This is a genomic window from Paenibacillus pabuli, from assembly GCF_039831995.1.
GTDB lineage: Bacteria > Bacillota > Bacilli > Paenibacillales > Paenibacillaceae > Paenibacillus > Paenibacillus pabuli_C.
The window spans coordinates 1,317,691-1,337,162 of the sequence record NZ_JBDOIO010000004.1; the positions used below are offsets into that span (position 1 = coordinate 1,317,691).

19 protein-coding genes are annotated in these 19,472 nt (G+C 45.6%); all 19 read left to right on the top strand.

Translation table 11 applies throughout. The features are described 5' to 3' along the window. Positions 1-205: 205 nt before the first annotated feature. The 19 genes from ABGV42_RS25530 to ABGV42_RS25620 all read left to right on the top strand — a co-directional run bounded on the left by ABGV42_RS25530 (position 206) and on the right by ABGV42_RS25620 (position 19,438). On the top strand, positions 206-616 hold the full coding sequence (locus tag ABGV42_RS25530; protein ID WP_024630996.1) for an Asp23/Gls24 family envelope stress response protein: 411 nt from the start codon (positions 206-208) through the stop codon (positions 614-616). Between the two features lie 143 nt (positions 617-759). Further along, entirely contained in the window at positions 760-1,299 is a 540-nt protein-coding gene (gene amaP / locus ABGV42_RS25535; RefSeq protein ID WP_239300436.1) for an alkaline shock response membrane anchor protein AmaP, read from the top strand. Between the two features lie 14 nt (positions 1,300-1,313). Continuing rightward, positions 1,314-1,547, top strand: a complete 234-nt coding sequence (locus ABGV42_RS25540; protein WP_347384236.1) for a DUF2273 domain-containing protein — start codon at positions 1,314-1,316, stop codon at positions 1,545-1,547. A 217-nt stretch (positions 1,548-1,764) separates the two neighbouring features. Further along, positions 1,765-2,217 (top strand): transcription antitermination factor NusB, encoded by a 453-nt coding sequence (nusB, locus tag ABGV42_RS25545; protein ID WP_347384237.1) that lies wholly within the window; start codon positions 1,765-1,767, stop codon positions 2,215-2,217. 46 nt (positions 2,218-2,263) lie between these two features. Further along, on the top strand, positions 2,264-3,121 hold the full coding sequence (gene folD, locus ABGV42_RS25550; protein ID WP_347384238.1) for a bifunctional methylenetetrahydrofolate dehydrogenase/methenyltetrahydrofolate cyclohydrolase FolD: 858 nt from the start codon (positions 2,264-2,266) through the stop codon (positions 3,119-3,121). Between the two features lie 8 nt (positions 3,122-3,129). Continuing rightward, positions 3,130-4,494, top strand: a complete 1,365-nt coding sequence (gene xseA, locus ABGV42_RS25555) for an exodeoxyribonuclease VII large subunit (protein ID WP_347384239.1) — start codon at positions 3,130-3,132, stop codon at positions 4,492-4,494. Continuing rightward, positions 4,484-4,741: an exodeoxyribonuclease VII small subunit gene (gene xseB, locus ABGV42_RS25560; protein ID WP_347384240.1), complete on the top strand. Its 258-nt coding sequence runs from the start codon at positions 4,484-4,486 to the stop codon at positions 4,739-4,741. Before xseA ends, xseB begins: the two co-directional genes overlap by 11 nt. Next, a complete protein-coding gene (locus ABGV42_RS25565; protein ID WP_431523695.1) occupies positions 4,734-5,639 on the top strand; it encodes a polyprenyl synthetase family protein in 906 nt (301 codons plus the stop codon). The genes xseB and ABGV42_RS25565 overlap by 8 nt, the downstream gene beginning before the upstream one ends. Positions 5,640-5,921: 282 nt before the next feature. Continuing rightward, entirely contained in the window at positions 5,922-7,829 is a 1,908-nt protein-coding gene (gene dxs, locus ABGV42_RS25570; protein ID WP_347384242.1) for a 1-deoxy-D-xylulose-5-phosphate synthase, read from the top strand. Between the two features lie 55 nt (positions 7,830-7,884). Continuing rightward, positions 7,885-8,730 carry a TlyA family RNA methyltransferase gene (locus tag ABGV42_RS25575; RefSeq protein WP_347384243.1) on the top strand — a complete coding sequence of 282 codons (846 nt, stop codon included), beginning with the start codon at positions 7,885-7,887 and terminating at the stop codon, positions 8,728-8,730. Positions 8,731-8,812: 82 nt separating this feature from the next. After that, on the top strand, positions 8,813-9,301 hold the full coding sequence (locus ABGV42_RS25580) for a hypothetical protein (protein ID WP_347384244.1): 489 nt from the start codon (positions 8,813-8,815) through the stop codon (positions 9,299-9,301). Between the two features lie 37 nt (positions 9,302-9,338). Continuing rightward, entirely contained in the window at positions 9,339-9,788 is a 450-nt protein-coding gene (gene ahrC / locus ABGV42_RS25585; protein ID WP_095290448.1) for a transcriptional regulator AhrC/ArgR, read from the top strand. Positions 9,789-9,841: 53 nt separating this feature from the next. After that, positions 9,842-11,578 carry a DNA repair protein RecN gene (gene recN / locus ABGV42_RS25590; RefSeq protein ID WP_347384245.1) on the top strand — a complete coding sequence of 579 codons (1,737 nt, stop codon included), beginning with the start codon at positions 9,842-9,844 and terminating at the stop codon, positions 11,576-11,578. Positions 11,579-11,680: 102 nt separating this feature from the next. Continuing rightward, positions 11,681-13,012 carry a SpoIVB peptidase gene (gene spoIVB / locus ABGV42_RS25595; RefSeq protein WP_347384246.1) on the top strand — a complete coding sequence of 444 codons (1,332 nt, stop codon included), beginning with the start codon at positions 11,681-11,683 and terminating at the stop codon, positions 13,010-13,012. Positions 13,013-13,205: 193 nt separating this feature from the next. Next, positions 13,206-14,021 carry a sporulation transcription factor Spo0A gene (spo0A, locus tag ABGV42_RS25600; protein WP_347384247.1) on the top strand — a complete coding sequence of 272 codons (816 nt, stop codon included), beginning with the start codon at positions 13,206-13,208 and terminating at the stop codon, positions 14,019-14,021. Between the two features lie 274 nt (positions 14,022-14,295). Beyond that, complete coding sequence (locus tag ABGV42_RS25605; RefSeq protein ID WP_347384248.1) at positions 14,296-15,162, top strand: EAL domain-containing protein; 867 nt, start codon at positions 14,296-14,298, stop codon at positions 15,160-15,162. Positions 15,163-15,259: 97 nt separating this feature from the next. Continuing rightward, a complete protein-coding gene (locus ABGV42_RS25610; RefSeq protein WP_347384249.1) occupies positions 15,260-16,165 on the top strand; it encodes a GGDEF domain-containing protein in 906 nt (301 codons plus the stop codon). A 104-nt stretch (positions 16,166-16,269) separates the two neighbouring features. After that, entirely contained in the window at positions 16,270-18,249 is a 1,980-nt protein-coding gene (locus ABGV42_RS25615) for a helix-turn-helix domain-containing protein (RefSeq protein WP_347384250.1), read from the top strand. Between the two features lie 154 nt (positions 18,250-18,403). Then, positions 18,404-19,438, top strand: a complete 1,035-nt coding sequence (locus ABGV42_RS25620) for an NAD(P)/FAD-dependent oxidoreductase (protein ID WP_347384251.1) — start codon at positions 18,404-18,406, stop codon at positions 19,436-19,438. Positions 19,439-19,472 lie beyond the last annotated feature (34 nt).

Here is a 19,472-nt window from a genome sequence, read left to right on the forward strand (position 1 = left end):
TTTGTCATAATCTAGCCCAAATGATATAGTATGTAATAATAAGAGCGCATGTCTCCTGCAAGGGATAAGCCCATATGTTCGTGGTGAAGTTTGCAGGAGTTCCGGTACAACCGGACCGGCAGGGTGTCCAAAGCCATCAAGCCTGTAGGACAGCGCCCTGACGGATGGCCGCAAACTTATTATGCGAAAGGTGTGTTGAACAGTTATGAGTACACTGCCGACAGAATTTGAACGAACGGATATCGGTGAAATCCAGATCGCACCTGAAGTTATTGAAGTGATCGCTGGACTGGCTACGGTAGAAGTAAAAGGAGTAGCTGGCATGAGCGGCGGTTTCGCTGGTGGATTTGCTGAATTGCTTGGTCGTAAAAACCTTTCCAAAGGTGTTAAAGTGGAAGTGGGCCAACGCGAGGCTGCAGTGGATGTATCGGTTATCATCGAGTATGGTTACCGTTTACCCCAAGTGGCTACTGAAATTCAACAAAATGTTAAACGCTCCATTGAGAATATGACGGGATTGAATGTGAACGAGGTTAATGTGCATATTCATGACGTTCAGTTCAAGAGCACTGAAAAAGTGGAAGAGATTGACCTGAACAGTCAGCGTGTAAAATAAAAGAAGACAGATTCCCCCGGCATGACTGCCGGGGGTTATCCCGTCTTGGACATGTCTTTATGGAGACCATTTTCATGAGGGATGTTGATATTATGCATATGTACAGGTTACAACGTTAGTGAGCAAGGGAGGCTGTGCAGTTCGTGGCGAAAATACTGGATCGGCTTCTGTTGTTTATATACAGCATAAGCGTTGGAGCAATATCGGCAGTTGTGATTCTACTCATTAGTGGAGTGCTGCCTTACGAATTGAATTACCAGCAGGAACAGAACGTCATTGTTGCAGCCGTTGTTGCAGCTGCGATCTTGTTTATCCTGAGTTTGCGCTTTTTTTACATCTCGGTCCGGCGTGGACGGGCTTCGTTGCCATCTGTAGATCAGCGTACGGAATACGGTGATGTGCAGATCTCAATGGAGACCATTGAAAATCTCTGCCTGAAAGCGACTTCCCGTTTCCGGGGAGTACGTGATGTTAAGGCACGTATTCGTGTAGTTGAATCGGGATTGGAGATTATGATCCGTGCAGTGGTGGATGGCGAGACGCCAATTCCAACGCTGACTTCGGATTTGCAAAAGGCCATACATGATCATGTACACGAGATTACGGGTATCCCGGTTTCGAATGTTACCGTGTATGTTGCCAATGTTACCCAGTCGCCTAACTACAAGAGTCGAGTGGAATGAGGTGAGTTTCACTGATGCTGTGGAGAGAGATTTGGGATAGTCACAGAGGCCGGATAACCGGAATTGTGGGCGGCATCTTTTTTGGATTTCTTTATTTGTTTACCGGGTTTTGGGATATGTTGTTCTTTGCACTCTTGGTGTTCATCGGTTATACATTAGGTAGACGAAGCGATTCGAAGCTGGGCTTGCTCATTCCCTGGAGGGAATGGGGGCAATGGCTTGGAGAGCGCTGGCGTCTGTTTAAGTGAGCCACCTGAACCCTGCAATATGTTTCTTCCGAAAAGAGCTTAGTTTAATATGCCCGTTTTTTGGAGGAAACGTACTGCAGGTTTTTTTGTGAAAAGGGATAACAATAACCATATCGTAAAGGCCACTTCAATTTGCATCACAACATGATGCGTGGATGGCTCTTCTATTTTAAAATAAGCATGATGACGCTCAGAAGAGCGCTGCAGGAGGCAGGACATGAAAAGACGTTTGGCAAGGGAAATTGCAGTACAAAGTCTGTATCAGATGGAAATGAATGAAGTGGGTGCAGCGGAAGCCGTAAATATGCTAATTAACGAAGCTGCCGAGGAAAATGAAACGGAAGTGGTTATCCACGATGCAGATGTAATGCGCAGTTATGTCACTGAAATTGTTCAAGGAGCATGGAATCACAAGGAAGCCATTGACGGATTGCTGGTGGATTATCTCAAGGGCTGGCAAATTAGTCGTCTGTCTCGTGTAGACCGGCAGATCTTGCGGCTGGCAACTTATGAAATGGTATTTCGCGATGATGTTCCGGCCAAAGTATCGGTCAACGAAGCGATTGAACTGTCCAAACATTTCGGTACAGATGAATCCGGTAAGTTCGTTAACGGTGTACTTGGACGCATGATCCAGGAAGTTGGCACACTCAAAGAGAAAATGTCCTAAATAGCGAGTTACTTATTAAATGTTCACATAAGGGAGAGAGAGTACAATGACAGCATCTATTATTAACGGTAAAGAAGTGTCCCAGGAGATCCGCGCAGGCATAACTGAAGAAGTAAAGCAGCTTAGCGAACAGGGGGTAGTGCCTGGTCTGGCTGTTGTGCTCGTCGGGGAAGATCCGGCATCCCAAGTATATGTGCGGAATAAGGAAAAAGCTTGCCACGATCTCGGTTTTTACTCCGAAGTACATCGTCTGGATGCCGGTACGTCCCAAGAGGACTTGCTGGCTCTGGTGGACAAGCTGAACAATCAGAAATCGATCAACGGTATTCTCGTTCAGCTTCCATTACCGAAGCATATAGAGGAAAAAGCTGTTATTGATGCAATTGCCGTCGAGAAAGATGTGGACGGTTTCCATCCGGTCAATGTGGGTAATCTGGTGATCGGTGATGACAGCTTGCTGCCATGTACTCCTGCTGGAGTGATTGAATTGATCAAGCGGACAGGTCTGGAAATGTCGGGTAAGCATGCTGTCGTCATCGGACGCAGCAATATTGTCGGCAAACCGGTATCTTTGCTGCTTCAACGTGAGAATGCAACTGTAACAATGTGTCATTCACGTACGGCAAACATGAAAGAAATTGCACGCCAAGCGGACATATTGGTTGTGGCGATCGGTCGTGCAAACTTCGTGGATGCCGATTATGTGAAACCGGGTGCGGTGGTCATCGATGTTGGGATGAACCGTTTGGACAATGGCAAATTGGCTGGAGATGTGGATTTTGAGAGTGTGAAGGAAGTTTCCGGTCCCATTACACCAGTTCCGGGTGGCGTTGGTCCCATGACGATCACCATGCTGATGCAAAATACACTGATCGCTGCCAAACGCGCTCACGGATTGGTCTAGGTACATCTGTGGCAGAGCGGCAGATCTACTCCATCAAAGACCTGAATCGGTATATCCGAATGAAATTGGAATCCGATCAGGTCCTGTCGGACGTCTGGCTGCGTGGAGAGATATCCAACTTCACACATCACTCCAGCGGCCATATGTATTTTACATTGAAGGATAAGGACAGCCGGATCAAGGCTATTATGTTTGCGTCCCATAATCAGCGATTGCCCTTTGTGCCAAAGGAGGGTGCAAGGGTTATTGCTCGTGGTAATGTATCGGTTTATGAGCGGGACGGTCAATATCAATTTTACGCCACACAGATGCAGCCTGACGGTATCGGAAGCCTTTATCTGGCCTATGAGCAACTGAAAAAGAAGCTTGAGGATGAGGGGTTATTCTCTTCGTCCAGGAAGCGGGCTATTCCAAGGTATCCTAAAACGATCGGTGTAGTTACATCTCCTACAGGAGCTGCTGTACGGGATATCATGATTACATTGCAGCGCAGATACCCTTCTGCCAAAGTACTTCTGTATCCTGTGTTAGTTCAGGGTAAGGGCGCTGCACCTTCGATCGTAAAAGCCATTCGCAACCTGAACCTCCTTGGAGAAGCTGACGTGCTGATTGTAGGCCGAGGCGGGGGATCACTGGAAGAGCTGTGGGCTTTCAATGAAGAGATGGTCGCAAGAGCCATCGTTGATTCAAATATCCCTGTCATCTCTGCAGTCGGACACGAAACCGATTTTACCATTGCAGACTTTGCTGCAGACCTGCGGGCTGCGACGCCTACAGCGGCTGCTGAACTGGCTGTGCCAAACCGTGCAGAGCTGCTTGACCAGATCGCGCTAAGACAGCGTCAGCTCCAGCACAGTCTGCGTCAACGTGCTGTACATAACCGGGAACGACTTGCAAGATTACAGCGTTCGCCGGTACTCGTTCATCCAAGGCGGACATTGATGCAGCACACAGAGCGTTTGGACATGCTGCATCAGCGGCTTTTGAGGACTGTGGATACACGAATGAAATGGACCGCAGAGAAACAGGAGCGTCTTCGTGCTGCTCTGCAGCGGTTCAATCCACGCGAACAGGTAAATACGGCTCAACGAGAAAATGCCGCAGCACGGCGTCAGCTTGAACTTGCGATGAGGTCTATCGTCAGATCGAAGCAGCAGCAATGGAAATCTTCCGTGCGCCATCTCGATGCTCTGAGCCCGCTTAAAGTCATGTCTCGTGGATATAGTTTGGTGTATGACGAGCAGGAGCAAAGACTGATCAAATCCTTGAAGGAAGTGCAGCCTGGGGATTCAATCAAGATTAAATTAACAGACGGACAGCTGGACTGTCAGGTTTGGGGAATGAAGGAGGATGACAACATCCATGGCGAATGAACCGGAACTGAATTTTGAAGAGGCAATGGCGGCACTTGAAGATATCGTAGCTCAGCTAGAACACGGGGACGTACCCTTAGAACAGGCCATTGATCTGTTCCAGCGAGGCATGCAACTTTCACAGTTATGCGGGCTCAAGTTGGAACAAGTGGAACGCAAGATTGAAATGATCGTAGAAGAAGATGGGGAACTTCGCAAGAAGCCGTTCGGAGCTTCGGAAGTTGAGAACGGTGAAGGCAATGAGTAGTCGTCTTTCCTTTGAACAGTATCTTCAACAGACAACAGATCAGGTTACGGAAGCATTAAAAGAGATTCTCCCAGTGCACTGGGATGTGCCTCAGTCCCTGCGTGATGCGATGCAGTATTCACTAATGGCCGGAGGCAAGCGCCTTCGCCCTCTTCTGGTCGTCGCTGCGGCGGAAGCCCTCGGAGCACAGCGTGAAGCTGCGCTTCCGGTAGCCTGCGCCGTGGAAATGGTACACACCTATTCTCTTATCCACGATGACCTGCCTGCAATGGATAATGATGACTATCGTCGGGGAAAATTAACGAATCACAAGGTTTATGGGGAAGCAACCGCTATTCTTGCAGGGGATGCTTTGTTGACTCATGCCTTTTATTGTGTGGTGCAAGCAGGCCGCAAGAACGGTGTGCCGGCGGAAGCTTTGCTTTCCATTGTGGAGGATCTTTCCGAACTGGCTGGTGCCCGCGGCATGGTTGGCGGACAAGTGGCCGATATGGAAGGGGAGCAAGGGTTAACCGATCTGGAACAGCTGCAATACATCCATCTGCATAAAACCGGTGACCTGATCGTATTTTCATTGCTGGCTGGTGCCCGTATCGGTGGTGCGACAGAAGGGCAGCTTGATGCTCTGCGTGTATTCGGACGTGATCTTGGCCTTGCTTTTCAGATTCAGGACGATATCCTGGATCTTACCGGGGATGAGCAAAAAATGGGCAAGAAAACCCAAAGTGATGTGCATCAGCAAAAGGTCACTTATCCATTCTTCATAGGTATGGAAGCTTCCCAAGAACAGGTGAAGTCCCTGACCAAATCTGCAAAAGAAGCCCTCGGCAGAGCAGAGTTGTCAGATTCTTCACGCTTGATGGAGATTGCTGATTATTTAATGCGCAGAGACCATTAGGATAAAGGTAATGATAATGAAACTCTTGAGCGGCTGTTTCGTAAGATTCAGATCGGTGTAATAATATTAATGTGCTTTTTGCAAGGTCATTTCTTTTGACATAACGGATACATAATGAAGGGTCAATTCATTTCCCTTGCTGGCGAAAATGCTCGCAATTTGGAGTAAGAAGGCGCAAATTATGATTCCTGTTCTTTTATGTTATAATGATTTAATGTGAATTAATAAAATTAAAAGCGTTACCCAATTAATCAAACAATCTAGGAAAGCGGGGAGATTCTCGTGCTGCTTCCACAAATTAAACAACCCAGTGATCTAAAATCGATGTCTCCGGATGATCTTGTTTTATTGTCCGCAGAGATTCGGCAATTTCTGATTGAGAAATTGTCCGTAACGGGGGGGCATCTGGCACCGAATTTAGGCGTGGTTGAGCTCACGGTAGCCCTGCACTACTGCTATAACAGTCCGGTAGACAAAATGATTTACGATGTAGGGCATCAAGCGTATGTGCATAAAATTCTTACTGGACGCATGGACCGTTTTGATACGTTGCGTCAGCACAATGGATTGTGCGGTTTCGTCAAACGTAATGAGAGCGAGCATGATGTATGGGAGGCTGGACACAGCAGTACATCACTATCTGCAGCCATGGGTATGGCACTTGCACGTGATCTGAAGGGTGAAGATAATCAGGTCATCGCCATGATTGGCGATGGAGCTCTCACAGGTGGTATGGCCTTTGAGGCACTCAATCACATTGGTCATGAGCAGAAAAAACTGATGGTCATTCTGAATGATAATGAAATGTCCATTGCACCCAATGTTGGGGCGATGCATAAATATCTGAGCAAAATCCGCTCCGATCGCCATTATTTAAAAGCCAAGGATGATGTGGAAGGAATGCTCAAAAAGATTCCTGCCATTGGAGACCGTTTGGCCAAATCCGCGAGCTGGATCAAGGATAGCGTCAAATATATGATGGTTCCGGGTGTTTTGTTTGAAGAGCTCGGCTTCACTTATTTGGGACCCATCGATGGACATGATATTCCCAAATTAATTGAGACGTTCAAACAGGCGGATAACGTTGAAGGACCGGTTCTCGTTCATGTTCTGACAACCAAGGGCAAAGGATATCAGCCAGCTGAGGCAGACTCACACAAATGGCATGGTATCTCCCCGTATAAAATAGAATCCGGTCAGGTGCTCAAGGCAGTAGGCAAACCGATGTATACCGAAATATTTGGGCAGACACTGGTTGAACTCGCGAAGAAAGATCAACGTATTGTTGCTGTAACGCCTGCTATGCCGACAGGATCGGGGCTTATTCCATTCAGCAAAGAATTCCCGGACCGCATGATTGACGTAGGGATTGCAGAGCAGCATGCAGCAACCATGTGTGCAGCACTTGCCATGGAAGGCCTGAAGCCGATCTTTGCTGTATATTCGACGTTTATGCAGCGTGCTTATGACCAGATCGTGCATGATATTTGCCGCCATAACGCCAATGTGATCTTTGCCATTGACCGTGCGGGATTTGTAGGACCTGATGGTGAGACACACCAAGGTGTGTATGATGTGGCGTTTATGAGACATATCCCTAACATCGTACTTATGATGCCGAAGGATGAGAATGAACTGCGTCATATGATGAAAACGGCACTTGATTATAATGAAGGCCCTATCGCTTACCGGTACCCGCGAAACAATGTGGTAGGTGTTCCGATGGATGAGCAGCTCGTACCGATTCCAATTGGTACTTGGGAACAGCTGCGACCATCTGAAGGCTATGCGATCATCGCTTCGGGTTCCATGGTTCAAGTTGCTGAAGAAGCAGCAGAAACCGTGAAAAAGGAAGGTATTACAGCTGGGGTTATCAATGCTCGTTTCCTCAAGCCGCTGGATGAACAAATGCTCCGTGATCTTGCGATTCGTGGCACGAAACTGATTGTGCTTGAAGAAGCTTCACAAGCTGGCAGTATGGGCAGCGCAGTACTTGAATTTTATGCAGAGCAAGGTCTGCATGATGTACATGTTCATCTTATGGGCATTCCGGATCGCTTCATTGAACATGGCAGCATTAATGAGCAGCGGGCTGAGGTGGGGCTTACCGTGGAAAATGTATGTGTGCAGTTGCGCAGTTTGGCAGCTCAATCCTCTTACGGCATGTCCAGAACCCGTTTTCCTTCTTAATTAACAGGAATGCCTCATCTAAATAAATGAATTAACTATATGATAGGAGAAAGACATGTCACTCCCGAAAGAACGAATTGATGTTCTGCTGGTCGAGCAGGGTTATTATGAAAGTCGTGAGAAGGCAAAAGCGGCGATCATGGCTGGACTGGTGTATGCCAACAATGAACGAATTGAAAAGGCAGGCATGAAAATACCACGGGAAGCTGAACTAAAGGTTAAAGGCTCGGTTCATCCTTATGTGGGCCGGGGTGGATTGAAGCTTGAAAAAGCGATTAAACACTTCGGTCTTAATATGAACGGTTTGGTCATGCTTGATATTGGTTCGTCAACGGGTGGGTTCACGGATTGTGCATTACAACATGGTGCATCTCATGTATATGCCATTGATGTAGGATATAACCAGTTGGACTGGTCATTACGCAATGATGACCGGGTTACCGTTATGGAAAGAACCAATTTCCGTTATGTCACTCCTGAGGATTTAATTGGACCTGAGCCGAACTTTGCCAGCATCGATGTATCCTTCATATCGCTGCGCATTATACTGCCTCCCTTGCTTGCTCTTCTGAAGCACCCGGCAGATATTGTAGCTTTGATCAAGCCTCAATTCGAGGCAGGACGCGAGAAGGTAGGTAAGTCTGGTGTTGTTCGGGACCCAAAAGTACACAAGGAAGTGTTGGAAACCATGCTTCACTTTGCGAGTGAACTTGGTTTAAATCTTCGAGGCTTAACCTTCTCTCCCATTACGGGGGGAGAAGGCAATATCGAATTTCTCGCTCATTGGCGTCTGGAAGAACCGGATGCATCACAACAAGAGAAGGATCTGGCTTCACTCGATGCACTTGCCCATCAAGTTGCTATGGAAGCTGCTCATACTTTTACGGGAAACTCATCATAGGATGGGTTTCTTTTCGCTGGAAAGGTGATCCTAATAACAGGAGATCGACTGCCGGACCTCGAATAAGTCTTCGAGGTGAACGATGATGAATGGGCAATCCGACACAATCGTTATTGGTGTACTTGCTGTCATTTTAATCATATGGCTCTTTTACGGTTTGCGTAATTGGCTGAATCGACCGGTACCGGTAAGTTTGTCAGGCATGCAGCTGAATTCCGAAATACAGCATTCCCCGGTTGTTGATCTGCTTGAAGCAGAGGGGTATGAAGTCATCGGAGGCAAAATGAAGATACCGCTTGCCTTTGAGGTCAATGAATCTGTTTTTTATAGTCGGTTGTTCGTTGATTATGTTGCTGAGCGTGATGAGGTCAGATATTTGGTAAAGGCGTCAAGGCGCAGACAGCCGGTGGATTTCACAGGTCCAGCCATACGGGACCGTTTTTTGTACTATTTATTGTTGTATCCAGGGTGTGAAGGTTTATTGTACGTGGATACGGAAGAGTCCAGCGTGAAGCTCATCCGATTGATGGATTATGAGGAAGATGTATATGATGGTGATGATCTGAGCTAGGGAATCAAAATGGCAACTATTTAAACTGGAGGCATGTATGAAAGGACAACGACACATTAAAATACGTGAAATTATTAGTCAAAATGAAATAGAAACCCAGGATGATCTGGTTGAAGCGCTGCGTCAAGCCGGTTTTCAGGTGACACAGGCCACGGTATCCCGTGATATTAAAGAATTGCTGCTGATCAAAATACCGATGGATGATGGGCGATATAAGTACTCACTGCCAACTGACCAGCGGTATAATCCGATTCAGAAGTTGAAACGGGCATTAGTGGATAACTTTCTTCATATTGACCATACCAACAATCTGGTTGTAATGAAGTGTCTTCCAGGAACGGCAAACTCCATTGCTGCACTGCTGGATAATATTGAATGGACAGAAGTTATGGGTACGATCTGTGGTGACGATACGATTCTCATCATCTGCCGTACTGAAGATAATAGCGTAACGGTTATCGATCGAATTATGGGTTACATTTCTTAAAATCCGAATCAAAACATAATTGCTGAGTTTGTCATCCGGAGGTGCTTTGGCCGATGCTAGTTACATTATCGATTCGTAATCTGGCTGTTGTAGAAGAAGTGGATGTTGTATTTCATGCGGGGTTTCATGTGTTATCAGGGGAAACAGGTGCAGGTAAATCAATCATTATTGATGCGCTCGGTTTGATTGCAGGGGGGCGGAGTTCGGCCGATCTGATTCGTTATGGTTGTGACAAGGCCGAGATGGAAGCTCTTTTCGAGATGGAACAGGGTCACCCGGTGTGGGAAACACTGGAGAAGCTTGGTATCCAATGTGAACCAGAAGAACACCTCGTGATTAGACGGGAATTGAATACCCAAGGTAAGAGTACATCCCGCATCAATGGTCAGTTGGTCAATCTGACAATGCTGCGAGAAGTGGGAGAAAAACTGATTAATATTCATGGTCAGCATGAGCACCAAAGTTTGCTGCGTGCTGAAAGCCATCTGGGTTTATTGGATACCTACGGAGCAGCTGTTATTGGTCCGGTAAAATCGGAATATCAGGAACGGTATAGCCGGTTCATTACAGCTGAAAAAGAGCTGCGTGCCCTTCAGGAATCGAGTCAGCGCGCATATCAGCTGCTGGATATGTATCGTTTTCAACTGGAGGAAATTGCAGCAGCGGGTCTAACAAGTGGAGAAGATGAATTACTCGGTGAAGAAAGGGTCAAACTATCCCATAGCGAGAAAATGATGGACAGCGTTGCCGGTGCATATGATCTGCTGAGTGGCCAGCGTGGGCTCGAGGCAGTAAGCATTGCCCTCTCTCGCATTGAAGATATCTCTGGTTACGATAGCAAAGGACTACAGCCTATTGTGGAGCAATTGCAGTCCGCATTTTATCAATTGGAGGATGCTACATTTCAATTGAGGGATTACCGTGAAAAAATAGAGTTTAACCCCGGCAGACTGGAGGAGGTTGAGCAGCGCTTAAACTTGATCTCTGGTCTAAGACGGAAGTACGGGGATAGTGTTGAACTTATTCTGAATTATTATGAACAGATCAGCCATGAAACAGACCAGCTGGAAAACAAGGACGAGCGCCTGGAGAAACTGCGTGCAGAGCGAGACAAGCTGCTGGTTCTGGTAATGGATTCTGCAGAGGATCTGAGCCGTGTACGCAAGCAGTGTGCCGAGGAACTCGCCGCTCAGGTGGAGAGTGAGCTGAAGGATCTTCAAATGGAGCGCACAACGCTGCGTGTGCAAATAACGCCATCAGAAGATCCGAAGGGGATTGAATGGAACGGACGCAGGCTCCGTTTGAGTCGTCAGGGAGCGGATAATGCGGAGTTTCTCATCTCGCCGAATCCGGGCGAACCGTTGCGTCCACTGGGTAAAATTGCCTCGGGTGGTGAGCTGTCAAGAATAATGCTTGCCATGAAGAGTATTTTCGCCCGTCATGACCGAATCCCGGTACTAATTTTTGACGAGGTCGATACTGGGGTAAGCGGACGTGCGGCTCAATCTATTGCGGAGAAATTGTTCCGTTTATCCTCTACCTGCCAAGTATTTTCGATTACACACTTGCCACAAGTTGCCTGTATGGCAGATCACCAGTACCTCATTGAAAAACATGTCGTTGACGGACGTACAATGACGCAGGTGGAATCGCTGTCAAACGAGGGAAGGGTGAAGGAATTGGCACGTATGCTCGGCGGTGTTGAAATTACAGAAAAAACGCTGCATCATGCACAGGAAATGCTGAATTTGGCGGAAGCCAAAAAAGGAGGAAACGAGCGGCCGGCGTAATGATTGACAGTAATAAAAGCCTGGGGGCAAGGTTATCTTATAGGTACGCAATTGGCGACCACCTTTCGTCAAGCGAAAGAAGCAAAGGGAGTGTGACAGCCATTGAATTCCCCCCTCAGGAAGAAATTGCTAGGTCTTTTATTTGCCTTCTTTCTATGTGTGATCAGCCAGGCCATTCAGCCTGTGCAGAGTTATGCCTCTTTACCTGACGAATTACAGGTATTTGCAGGCAGGCAAGCAGATGTGCGACTCGCTGTACCGGCTGCGTCCAGCGCCGTTGTAGACCGGCCCGACATTGTTGGTTTGGATGGACAGGAGCATGCTGTGCATGTCACGAAGCAGCAACCGTTGCATCTCCATCCTCAGCAGACAGGGCAAGCGAAATTAACCTTGAAGCTGTGGGGCAAAATTCCGGTCAAAACGGTGAATGTGAACGTCATTCCGGATTTGCGAGTTGTACCCGGGGGTCAAACCATTGGCGTAAAAGTGAAGTCCGCTGGGATTTTGGTTGTAGGTCATCACTTGGTCCGTGCAGAAGGAGAGCAAAGAGTCTCTCCAGGAGAAGCAGCAGGAATTAAACTTGGGGATCTCATAACCCATATGAATGGCAAACGTCTGGATGGCGTTGCTGGTGTTGCAGAAGCTGTAGAGCAAGCGGGAAAAAGCAAAAAAGGAATCGATGTCGTATTGAAACGTGGGAAGGAAACAGTTAAGACACGACTCACACCAGCTTATGATGCCGAGGATCAGGCATGGAGGCTTGGATTGTATATTCGTGATTCTGCTGCTGGCGTAGGCACGTTAACGTTCTATGCACCAGACCAAGGCGTATATGGAGCTTTGGGACATGTCATCACGGATATGAATACTCAAACATCGATTGTCGTAGGCAGTGGACAGATTGTTCAGTCGAATGTCACGTCTATATCCAAAAGTGAATCCGGAGATCCGGGAGAGAAGCGTGCACATTTTCTTAAAGAAAGCAAAATTTTAGGCAATATTGAGCGTAATACGTCTTTTGGCATATTCGGTAAAATGTCTGACAATCCCGACCACAGCTTATATTCCAAAGGGATTCCTGTTGCTTTCTCACATGAAGTGAAGGAAGGGCCTGCAGAGATTTTGACTGTTGTCGATGGTCAGCAGGTTGAACGTTTCTCCATTGATATTGTTCATGTGGCCGATCAATCGGAGCCTGCAACAAAAGGTCTTGTGCTTCGCATTACGGATCCGAAGCTGCTTGATAAAACGGGTGGGATCGTTCAGGGAATGAGCGGCAGCCCAATCGTTCAGAATGGCAAGCTGATCGGAGCTGTAACGCATGTGTTTGTCAATGACCCTAAATCAGGTTACGGGTGTTTTATTGAGTGGATGTTACAGGATGCCGGCGTTATGATCAAAAAGGAAAAAGCAAAAAATCTTAAGGCTGGTTAAACCGCCTTAAGGTTTTTTTGTCGAATGGAAAAGATAATTATCACATAATGAAATAAATTATTTATTATATAGCAATGCGAAAAAAAAATAAAGAAAAATAATTTTCGACAGAAGGAATTTCCTCGCCTGTGTCGAAAATTTAACCTGTAAGGAAATGTACGAAACAGTGGTTAAACTAAAGGAGGATACCGTTTTGCAAAAAATTGAGGTATTGCTGGCTGATGATAATCGTGAATTTACGAATTTGCTTGCCGAATATATATCCGAGCAGGAAGATATGGAAGTTACCGGAATTGCCTACAACGGCGAAGAAGTGCTGCAATTGTTGGAGCAAAGCCGGGATGTGCCGGATGTATTGATTCTGGATATTATTATGCCTCATCTGGACGGGCTGGGTGTGTTGGAGCGCCTGCGCAACCTGAACCTGAATCCACAACCGAAAGTGATCATGCTTACGGCATTCGGTCAAGAGAACATCACACAGCGTGCTGTGCAACTCGGAGCTTCTTATTACATCCTCAAACCGTTTGACATGGAAGTGCTCGCTAATCGGGTTCGTCAGCTTGTGGGCTCCCAGACGACTATTTCTTCAAGCACAAGCAGTGGTTCATCTATGTTTATGAACAAATCCAATGTGGTGCCTATGGGCAAACACAAAAATCTGGATGCCAGCATCACGTCCATCATACATGAAATCGGCGTTCCTGCGCATATTAAAGGATATCAGTATTTGCGCGAAGCGATCACCATGGTGTATAACAATATCGAAATTTTGGGTGCCATCACCAAAACGCTCTACCCTGCCATTGCCGAGAAATTCAAAACAACGCCGTCCCGCGTTGAACGGGCTATCCGCCATGCGATTGAAGTGGCATGGACACGCGGAAACATCGACAGCATCAGCCACCTGTTTGGCTATACAATCAACATCAGCAAGTCGAAGCCGACGAACTCCGAGTTTATCGCGATGGTTGCCGACAAGCTGAGAATTGAGCATAAGGTGTCTTGAAAGGATCGGGAGTAATTAGGTAATTATGAGAGCGATAGCATTACTCAATGCCGCAATTTATGGTCAGTTAACGACCTAATGATTGCGGCATTATTTTTTGTTTCTTTATAAGAATAAGATTACAAAACCAGATTTAACAAAATTCTGTTGTGCATAGATTGTTCGAAAGATATCTTTTCATATTTTACCTACAGTTAACGCTTTTTTAGTGGGAAAATGGTACGATGTGACCACTGACAAAGCTCAATTATAGGTATAAAGGATGGAATTTTGAATGAAAAGCACAGTTTCCCCGAATACATACAAAAACAATCTGTATTATTTAATTAGGTATTTCCACAAATCGTTCCGAAAATCACTTCTGCATTACAAGCAGTTCTCTGGATTACAACAAATCATACGTCATAAAATGCTTACAACCTACTTTCAACCAATTATCAATTTACAGGATGGAAATTGTTTGGGTTACGAAATCCTCAACCGTCCACCTGTATCCCCGCTATTTCCCAATACCGAATCTTTCTACGAGTTTATCGGTGACACGGATCATGTCTTTGCCTTTGAACGGTTTTGCCGTGAGCTTTCAATTGAACGTTTTCAATCTTCACTGATAAATGAAAAGTATCCCAAGAATACAGTGATATTTCTGAATATCCACCCTCAGGTTCTGGCTGACTCCACTTATCGTAATGGCGAAACCATTACGCTTCTGAACAGCTATGGTCTATCACCTGAACAAGTTGTTTTTGAGTTAACCGAAAAGCAGGCTGTTCACGATTATGTGGAGTTTGAACGCATACTCTCCAACTACCGATCCCAAGGTTTTAGAATTGCCATTGATGATGCGGGCTCTGGATACAGTAGTCTTAAGGCCATTGTCAGTTTAAAACCTGATTTTATCAAATTGGACAGGGCGCTAATCAATCATGTAGATACGCAGGCGGATCAGCAGCACATTGTACGTATTCTGAAACAGTATGCAGCGGACTCCGCCACACACATCATAGCTGAAGGAATCGAGCGTGAAGAAGAAATACATTTTCTCCAAAGTGCAGGTATCAAATATGGTCAGGGATATGCAATTGGAAGACCTAATGTTGAACTAAGATGTCCTCTAATGCCTGTTTCTAAGATCGTTTAAAAACGGAGAAACATTGCTTAACATAGGTTGACCATGAAGATAGGGGGAGATTGATATTTTTACGCAAATAGGTGAAATAGCAGAGAGCATTCCTGTCGTGACAGCTGGAACAAAGTGCGATATCGTCTATCATATTTTTAAATCAAATCCCAATCTGGAAGGTTTGGCTGTTGTCGGAGAAGAGACGGTGTCGCTAATGATGCGGGCGCGTTTCTTTCAGCAAATTGGTACCCAATATGGCTATAATTTGTATATGGGTCGGCCGGTTGAACTCGTGGTAAATGTTCGTGCACTGGTTGTGGATTATTCGGAATTGATTACCGATGTAAGTGTTCAAGCGATGAATCGTGCCGAAGAGGAATTATATGATCTAGTGCTAATTACCTCAGAAAACCGCTTGGTCGGAGCTGTAAGTATTCGACGTTTACTTCTTGCGGTGGCAGACGTTCGAGCCGAAATGGCCATTTTCATGAATCCGTTAACAGGACTTCCAGGAAACCGAATCATCGATGATCGCCTTTTTCAGGCCCTCCAACTGGAACAGTTCAGCGTCCTATATATCGATTTGGATTATTTTAAATCCTATAACGATAGCTATGGGTTCAAAATGGGCGATCAGCTTATTCAGGCAACGGCAAATCTTTTACGTCAGTATTTTGTTTTTCCAGAAGCCTTTCTTGGTCATATTGGTGGTGATGATTATATTGCCATTCTAAACCATCATGGCTTCAGGCAGGTAAGTGAAGAGGTCATCGCTGGATTTGAGAAGATCAAGAGAACGTTTTACAATCAGGAGGATTTGGATAACCAATATGTGTTGGGAGAAGGCCGTTCCGGACTTCATCGACCAATTCCACTGGTCTCGGTCTCCATAGCTGTTGTGACTAATGTCAGACAGAGGTACGAAAGTATAGATCAGATTGTAAGTGAAGCTACCCGAATTAAGAAAGTATGTAAATCCATTTCTGGCAGCATTATTTGTGGAAATGAGGATGCAGTTTAAGCATATTTGAACAATATTTATATTGATAATGAAAATTATTATCATTTATAATGGGGGGAATCAGTTAGAAGTTGCACTCGAAAGGCAAGATTGGGGAGAATGTGATGCAATCAAAAGAACAGATACAACTTTGGAATCAGGCTGCAGTCAAAATTTTGGACGTACGCCGGGTTGTTCTGGAGGCAGGTGAACGAATTCAAGCCTATTATCTACCGGCCAACAGCTTTATTTATGTATTGCGGGGGACCGCTTTCGTTGAAATGGATGGACAAAAGCATGAGGCAAAGGGGTTTCATATGCAGCATGGAAGTAAGGGGTCAAGACTTGATATTGAAGCTAGAGATGAATTCGAATATGTACTGCTATTTTACCGAGCATTTCTTGCCTTCCCGAAACCCCGAAACATATGGCGATTGGAACAAACTTCACTTGCACCGTTTGCTCTTCAATATACGTTTATACCGGACAGGCCGCTTGTATTGCTGCGTTATTTAAGTGAGATGGAGAAGGCTTGGATTCAAGCAAACCTTATGGGTCAGCTTCAAGTGAAAAGCCTATTTTATCAATTTGTCCATGAACTTATGTTTCAAATGGCAGAGCAAGAAATTCGTACCGCTCGTCCAGACCCTGTGAAGCAGGTACTTCGTTACATACATGCTCATTATAGGGAGCACATGACCTTGGATATTCTTGCGGAACAGTTCAATTTCAGCTCCCGTCATTTATCCATGCAATTCAAACAAAAGACAGGTTCCAGCCCGATTGACTATTTAATTCAAATCAGACTGGCCGAGGCCCGAAAATTACGCATTCAATCTGATGCAACCTTAAGTGAGATTGCAGCGGAAGTCGGTTATTCAGATGTCTACTACTTCAGTCGCATATTCAAAAAACATACGGGTCTGTCCCCGATTCATTACCAGAGAGAGATACGAGGGCAGGGATGGGCAGAGGATCGTCCATTACAAGTCTCTGAATTGTCCATTGGCGGGAGATCGAAGCGGAGATATATTGATTATGAGAATCATTATCAATATATAGACGGAGGGTCTACATCAATGAAAAAAAGAAAAGTCAGCTCCAACATGATATTTATTGCTTTGTTAAGTCTGACCATGCTGCTAGCCGCATGTGGTGCAGGATCAGGAACAACGCCAGCTGCCAGCGAAGGCACGGGTACCAGTTCTAATACCAGCAGTACTACGGGATCTTCATCCTCGGAAGCAGGCAGCCAATCGAACCAAGACAATGAAACGCGCACAATTTCTACTGTAAAAGGAGATGTCGTTGTCCCGGCAAATCCTAAACGAGTTGTTGTGCTCTATCTTCAGGGAGATGTTGTTGCTCTCGGTGTTAAACCGATCGGCACCTCGGAAGTATTTGATGGAGCAGCTTACAAGAATGAACTTGAAGGTGTTAATTCACTGGGAAGCTGGTTTGAACCAAATGCGGAAGCTGTCATTGATCTGGACCCTGATCTGATTATTGTTCCTTCGGAAGCAACGTATACGCTATTAAAAGATATTGCACCAACTGTTTACATTCCATACGAAAAAATGACCACTGAAGAAAGACTTCGGAATATCGCAGATATTTTCGGCAAAGAGCAGGAAGCGGAGAAGTTAATTACAGAGCTGAACAGTAAAGTTGAAATTGGCAAGCAAAAACTTGCTGATGCAGGCATACTGGACAAAACGGTTTCCATCGTCGAAGGTGGTCTGAAAGAGATGTCCGTTGCAGAAAGCAAGCAATATGGCCGAGGTTCTCAGGTGATTTATGAGTACTTGGGCATGAAAGCACCAGATATGGTTCAGCAAAAAATTGATACGGTAACCGAAGCTGCAGGCTCAACTGTATCCATGGAAGTTCTTCCCGAATATTTAGGGGACTATGTGTTCCGTTCTGTCTATGAAGGAGCAGACAATCTGTCGGATAATCCGGTATGGAGCAGCGTACCCGCGGTAAAAGAAGGACGTTTAATTGAAATTGACTTTGATTTCTTCTATTATTCGGATATATATTCCATCAATAAACAGCTCGATTATGTTGTAGAACATTTATTGGATACAGTAAAAGCAAAATAACCCTTTTTGGATAATCTTTGTTTTGTATAAAAATTGTTTTGTTTTTATCCATTGTATTTTGATAAGATTCCCATTAAACTAGGGATTAAGTGATAATGAGAATCGATATCAAATACTCGATGTTATGTATCGAATTAACGGAGGTAACTTTTATATGGATCAGCAGTTGGAACTATATGATGTAACCATTATCGGCGGAGGTCCCGCCGGGATGTACTCGGCCTTTTATAGCGGTATGCGGGATATGAAAACCAAATTGATTGAAGCTAGGGACAGACTTGGCGGTCGCATGCTCTTTTATCCAGAGAAGATGATCTGGGACGTGGGTGGTGTAACACCGATTCTGTGCGAAAATCTGATTAAACAGCTGGAGGAACAGGCGAGAACATTTGATCCTACGATTGTCTTTGAACAGCAGATTGAAGGTTTTGAACGTCAGCCGGACGGTACAATTATTCTGACTTCTGCTACAGGTGAGAAACATTGGACTCGGACCGTCATCATGGCGATTGGTTACGGAATATATAAAATGGCGAAGCTGGAACTTGAAGGAGCTGACCGTTACGAGGTAACGAATCTGCACTACACGGTGCAGGAATTAGAACCTTTCCGGGGCAAACGTGTCCTTATCTCTGGTGGAGGCGATTCAGCAGTAGACTGGGCCAACGAGCTTGAAGCTCTGGCAGAACAAGTCACGGTTGTACATCGACGCGACCACTTCGGCGGACTGGAGCGGAATGTAATTCGCATGAGAGAATCCTCTGTGGATGTTCGTACACCATATGCTGTGAATACCCTGCACAGTGTTAGTGGCGAAGTGATTGAACAAGTCACTATATCCCATGTGGAAACAGGAGAAAGTGAACTACTGGAAGTCGATGCAATTATCGTTAATCACGGCATGAAGAGTGACTTTGGACCGATCCGCGACTGGGGATTGGATCTTGGAGAGTGGCATGTAACCACAACAGAGAAGCTGCAAACCAATATTCCGGGCGTGTTCGCAGCAGGCGACTTTGTGGATTATGGCAGCAAGCTATATCTGATTGCAGGAACATTTACGGATGCTGCCCTAGCAGTTAACAGCGCCAAACTATACATGGATCCTGAGGCGGAAAAAGTGGCCTATGTATCTTCTCATAACAGCCGATTCAAAGAGAAAAACAAAGCTCTGGGTGTTGTAGAATAGTAAAATAAATAAAAAACCATAACCTTGTGTACCT

Excerpts from the sequence above, each read along its gene's own strand:
- ABGV42_RS25530 (WP_024630996.1), top strand. The coding sequence starts at position 206 with ATGAGTACACTGCCGACAGAATTTGAACGAACGGATATCGGTGAAATC.
- ABGV42_RS25540 (WP_347384236.1), top strand. The coding sequence starts at position 1,314 with ATGCTGTGGAGAGAGATTTGGGATAGTCACAGAGGCCGGATAACCGGA.
- nusB (WP_347384237.1), top strand. The coding sequence starts at position 1,765 with ATGAAAAGACGTTTGGCAAGGGAAATTGCAGTACAAAGTCTGTATCAG.
- folD (WP_347384238.1), top strand. The coding sequence starts at position 2,264 with ATGACAGCATCTATTATTAACGGTAAAGAAGTGTCCCAGGAGATCCGC.
- xseB (WP_347384240.1), top strand. The coding sequence starts at position 4,484 with ATGGCGAATGAACCGGAACTGAATTTTGAAGAGGCAATGGCGGCACTT.
- ABGV42_RS25565 (WP_431523695.1), top strand. The coding sequence starts at position 4,734 with ATGAGTAGTCGTCTTTCCTTTGAACAGTATCTTCAACAGACAACAGAT.
- ABGV42_RS25575 (WP_347384243.1), top strand. The coding sequence starts at position 7,885 with ATGTCACTCCCGAAAGAACGAATTGATGTTCTGCTGGTCGAGCAGGGT.
- ABGV42_RS25580 (WP_347384244.1), top strand. The coding sequence starts at position 8,813 with ATGATGAATGGGCAATCCGACACAATCGTTATTGGTGTACTTGCTGTC.
- ahrC (WP_095290448.1), top strand. The coding sequence starts at position 9,339 with ATGAAAGGACAACGACACATTAAAATACGTGAAATTATTAGTCAAAAT.
- recN (WP_347384245.1), top strand. The coding sequence starts at position 9,842 with ATGCTAGTTACATTATCGATTCGTAATCTGGCTGTTGTAGAAGAAGTG.
- ABGV42_RS25605 (WP_347384248.1), top strand. The coding sequence starts at position 14,296 with ATGAAAAGCACAGTTTCCCCGAATACATACAAAAACAATCTGTATTAT.
- ABGV42_RS25615 (WP_347384250.1), top strand. The coding sequence starts at position 16,270 with ATGCAATCAAAAGAACAGATACAACTTTGGAATCAGGCTGCAGTCAAA.
- ABGV42_RS25620 (WP_347384251.1), top strand. The coding sequence starts at position 18,404 with ATGGATCAGCAGTTGGAACTATATGATGTAACCATTATCGGCGGAGGT.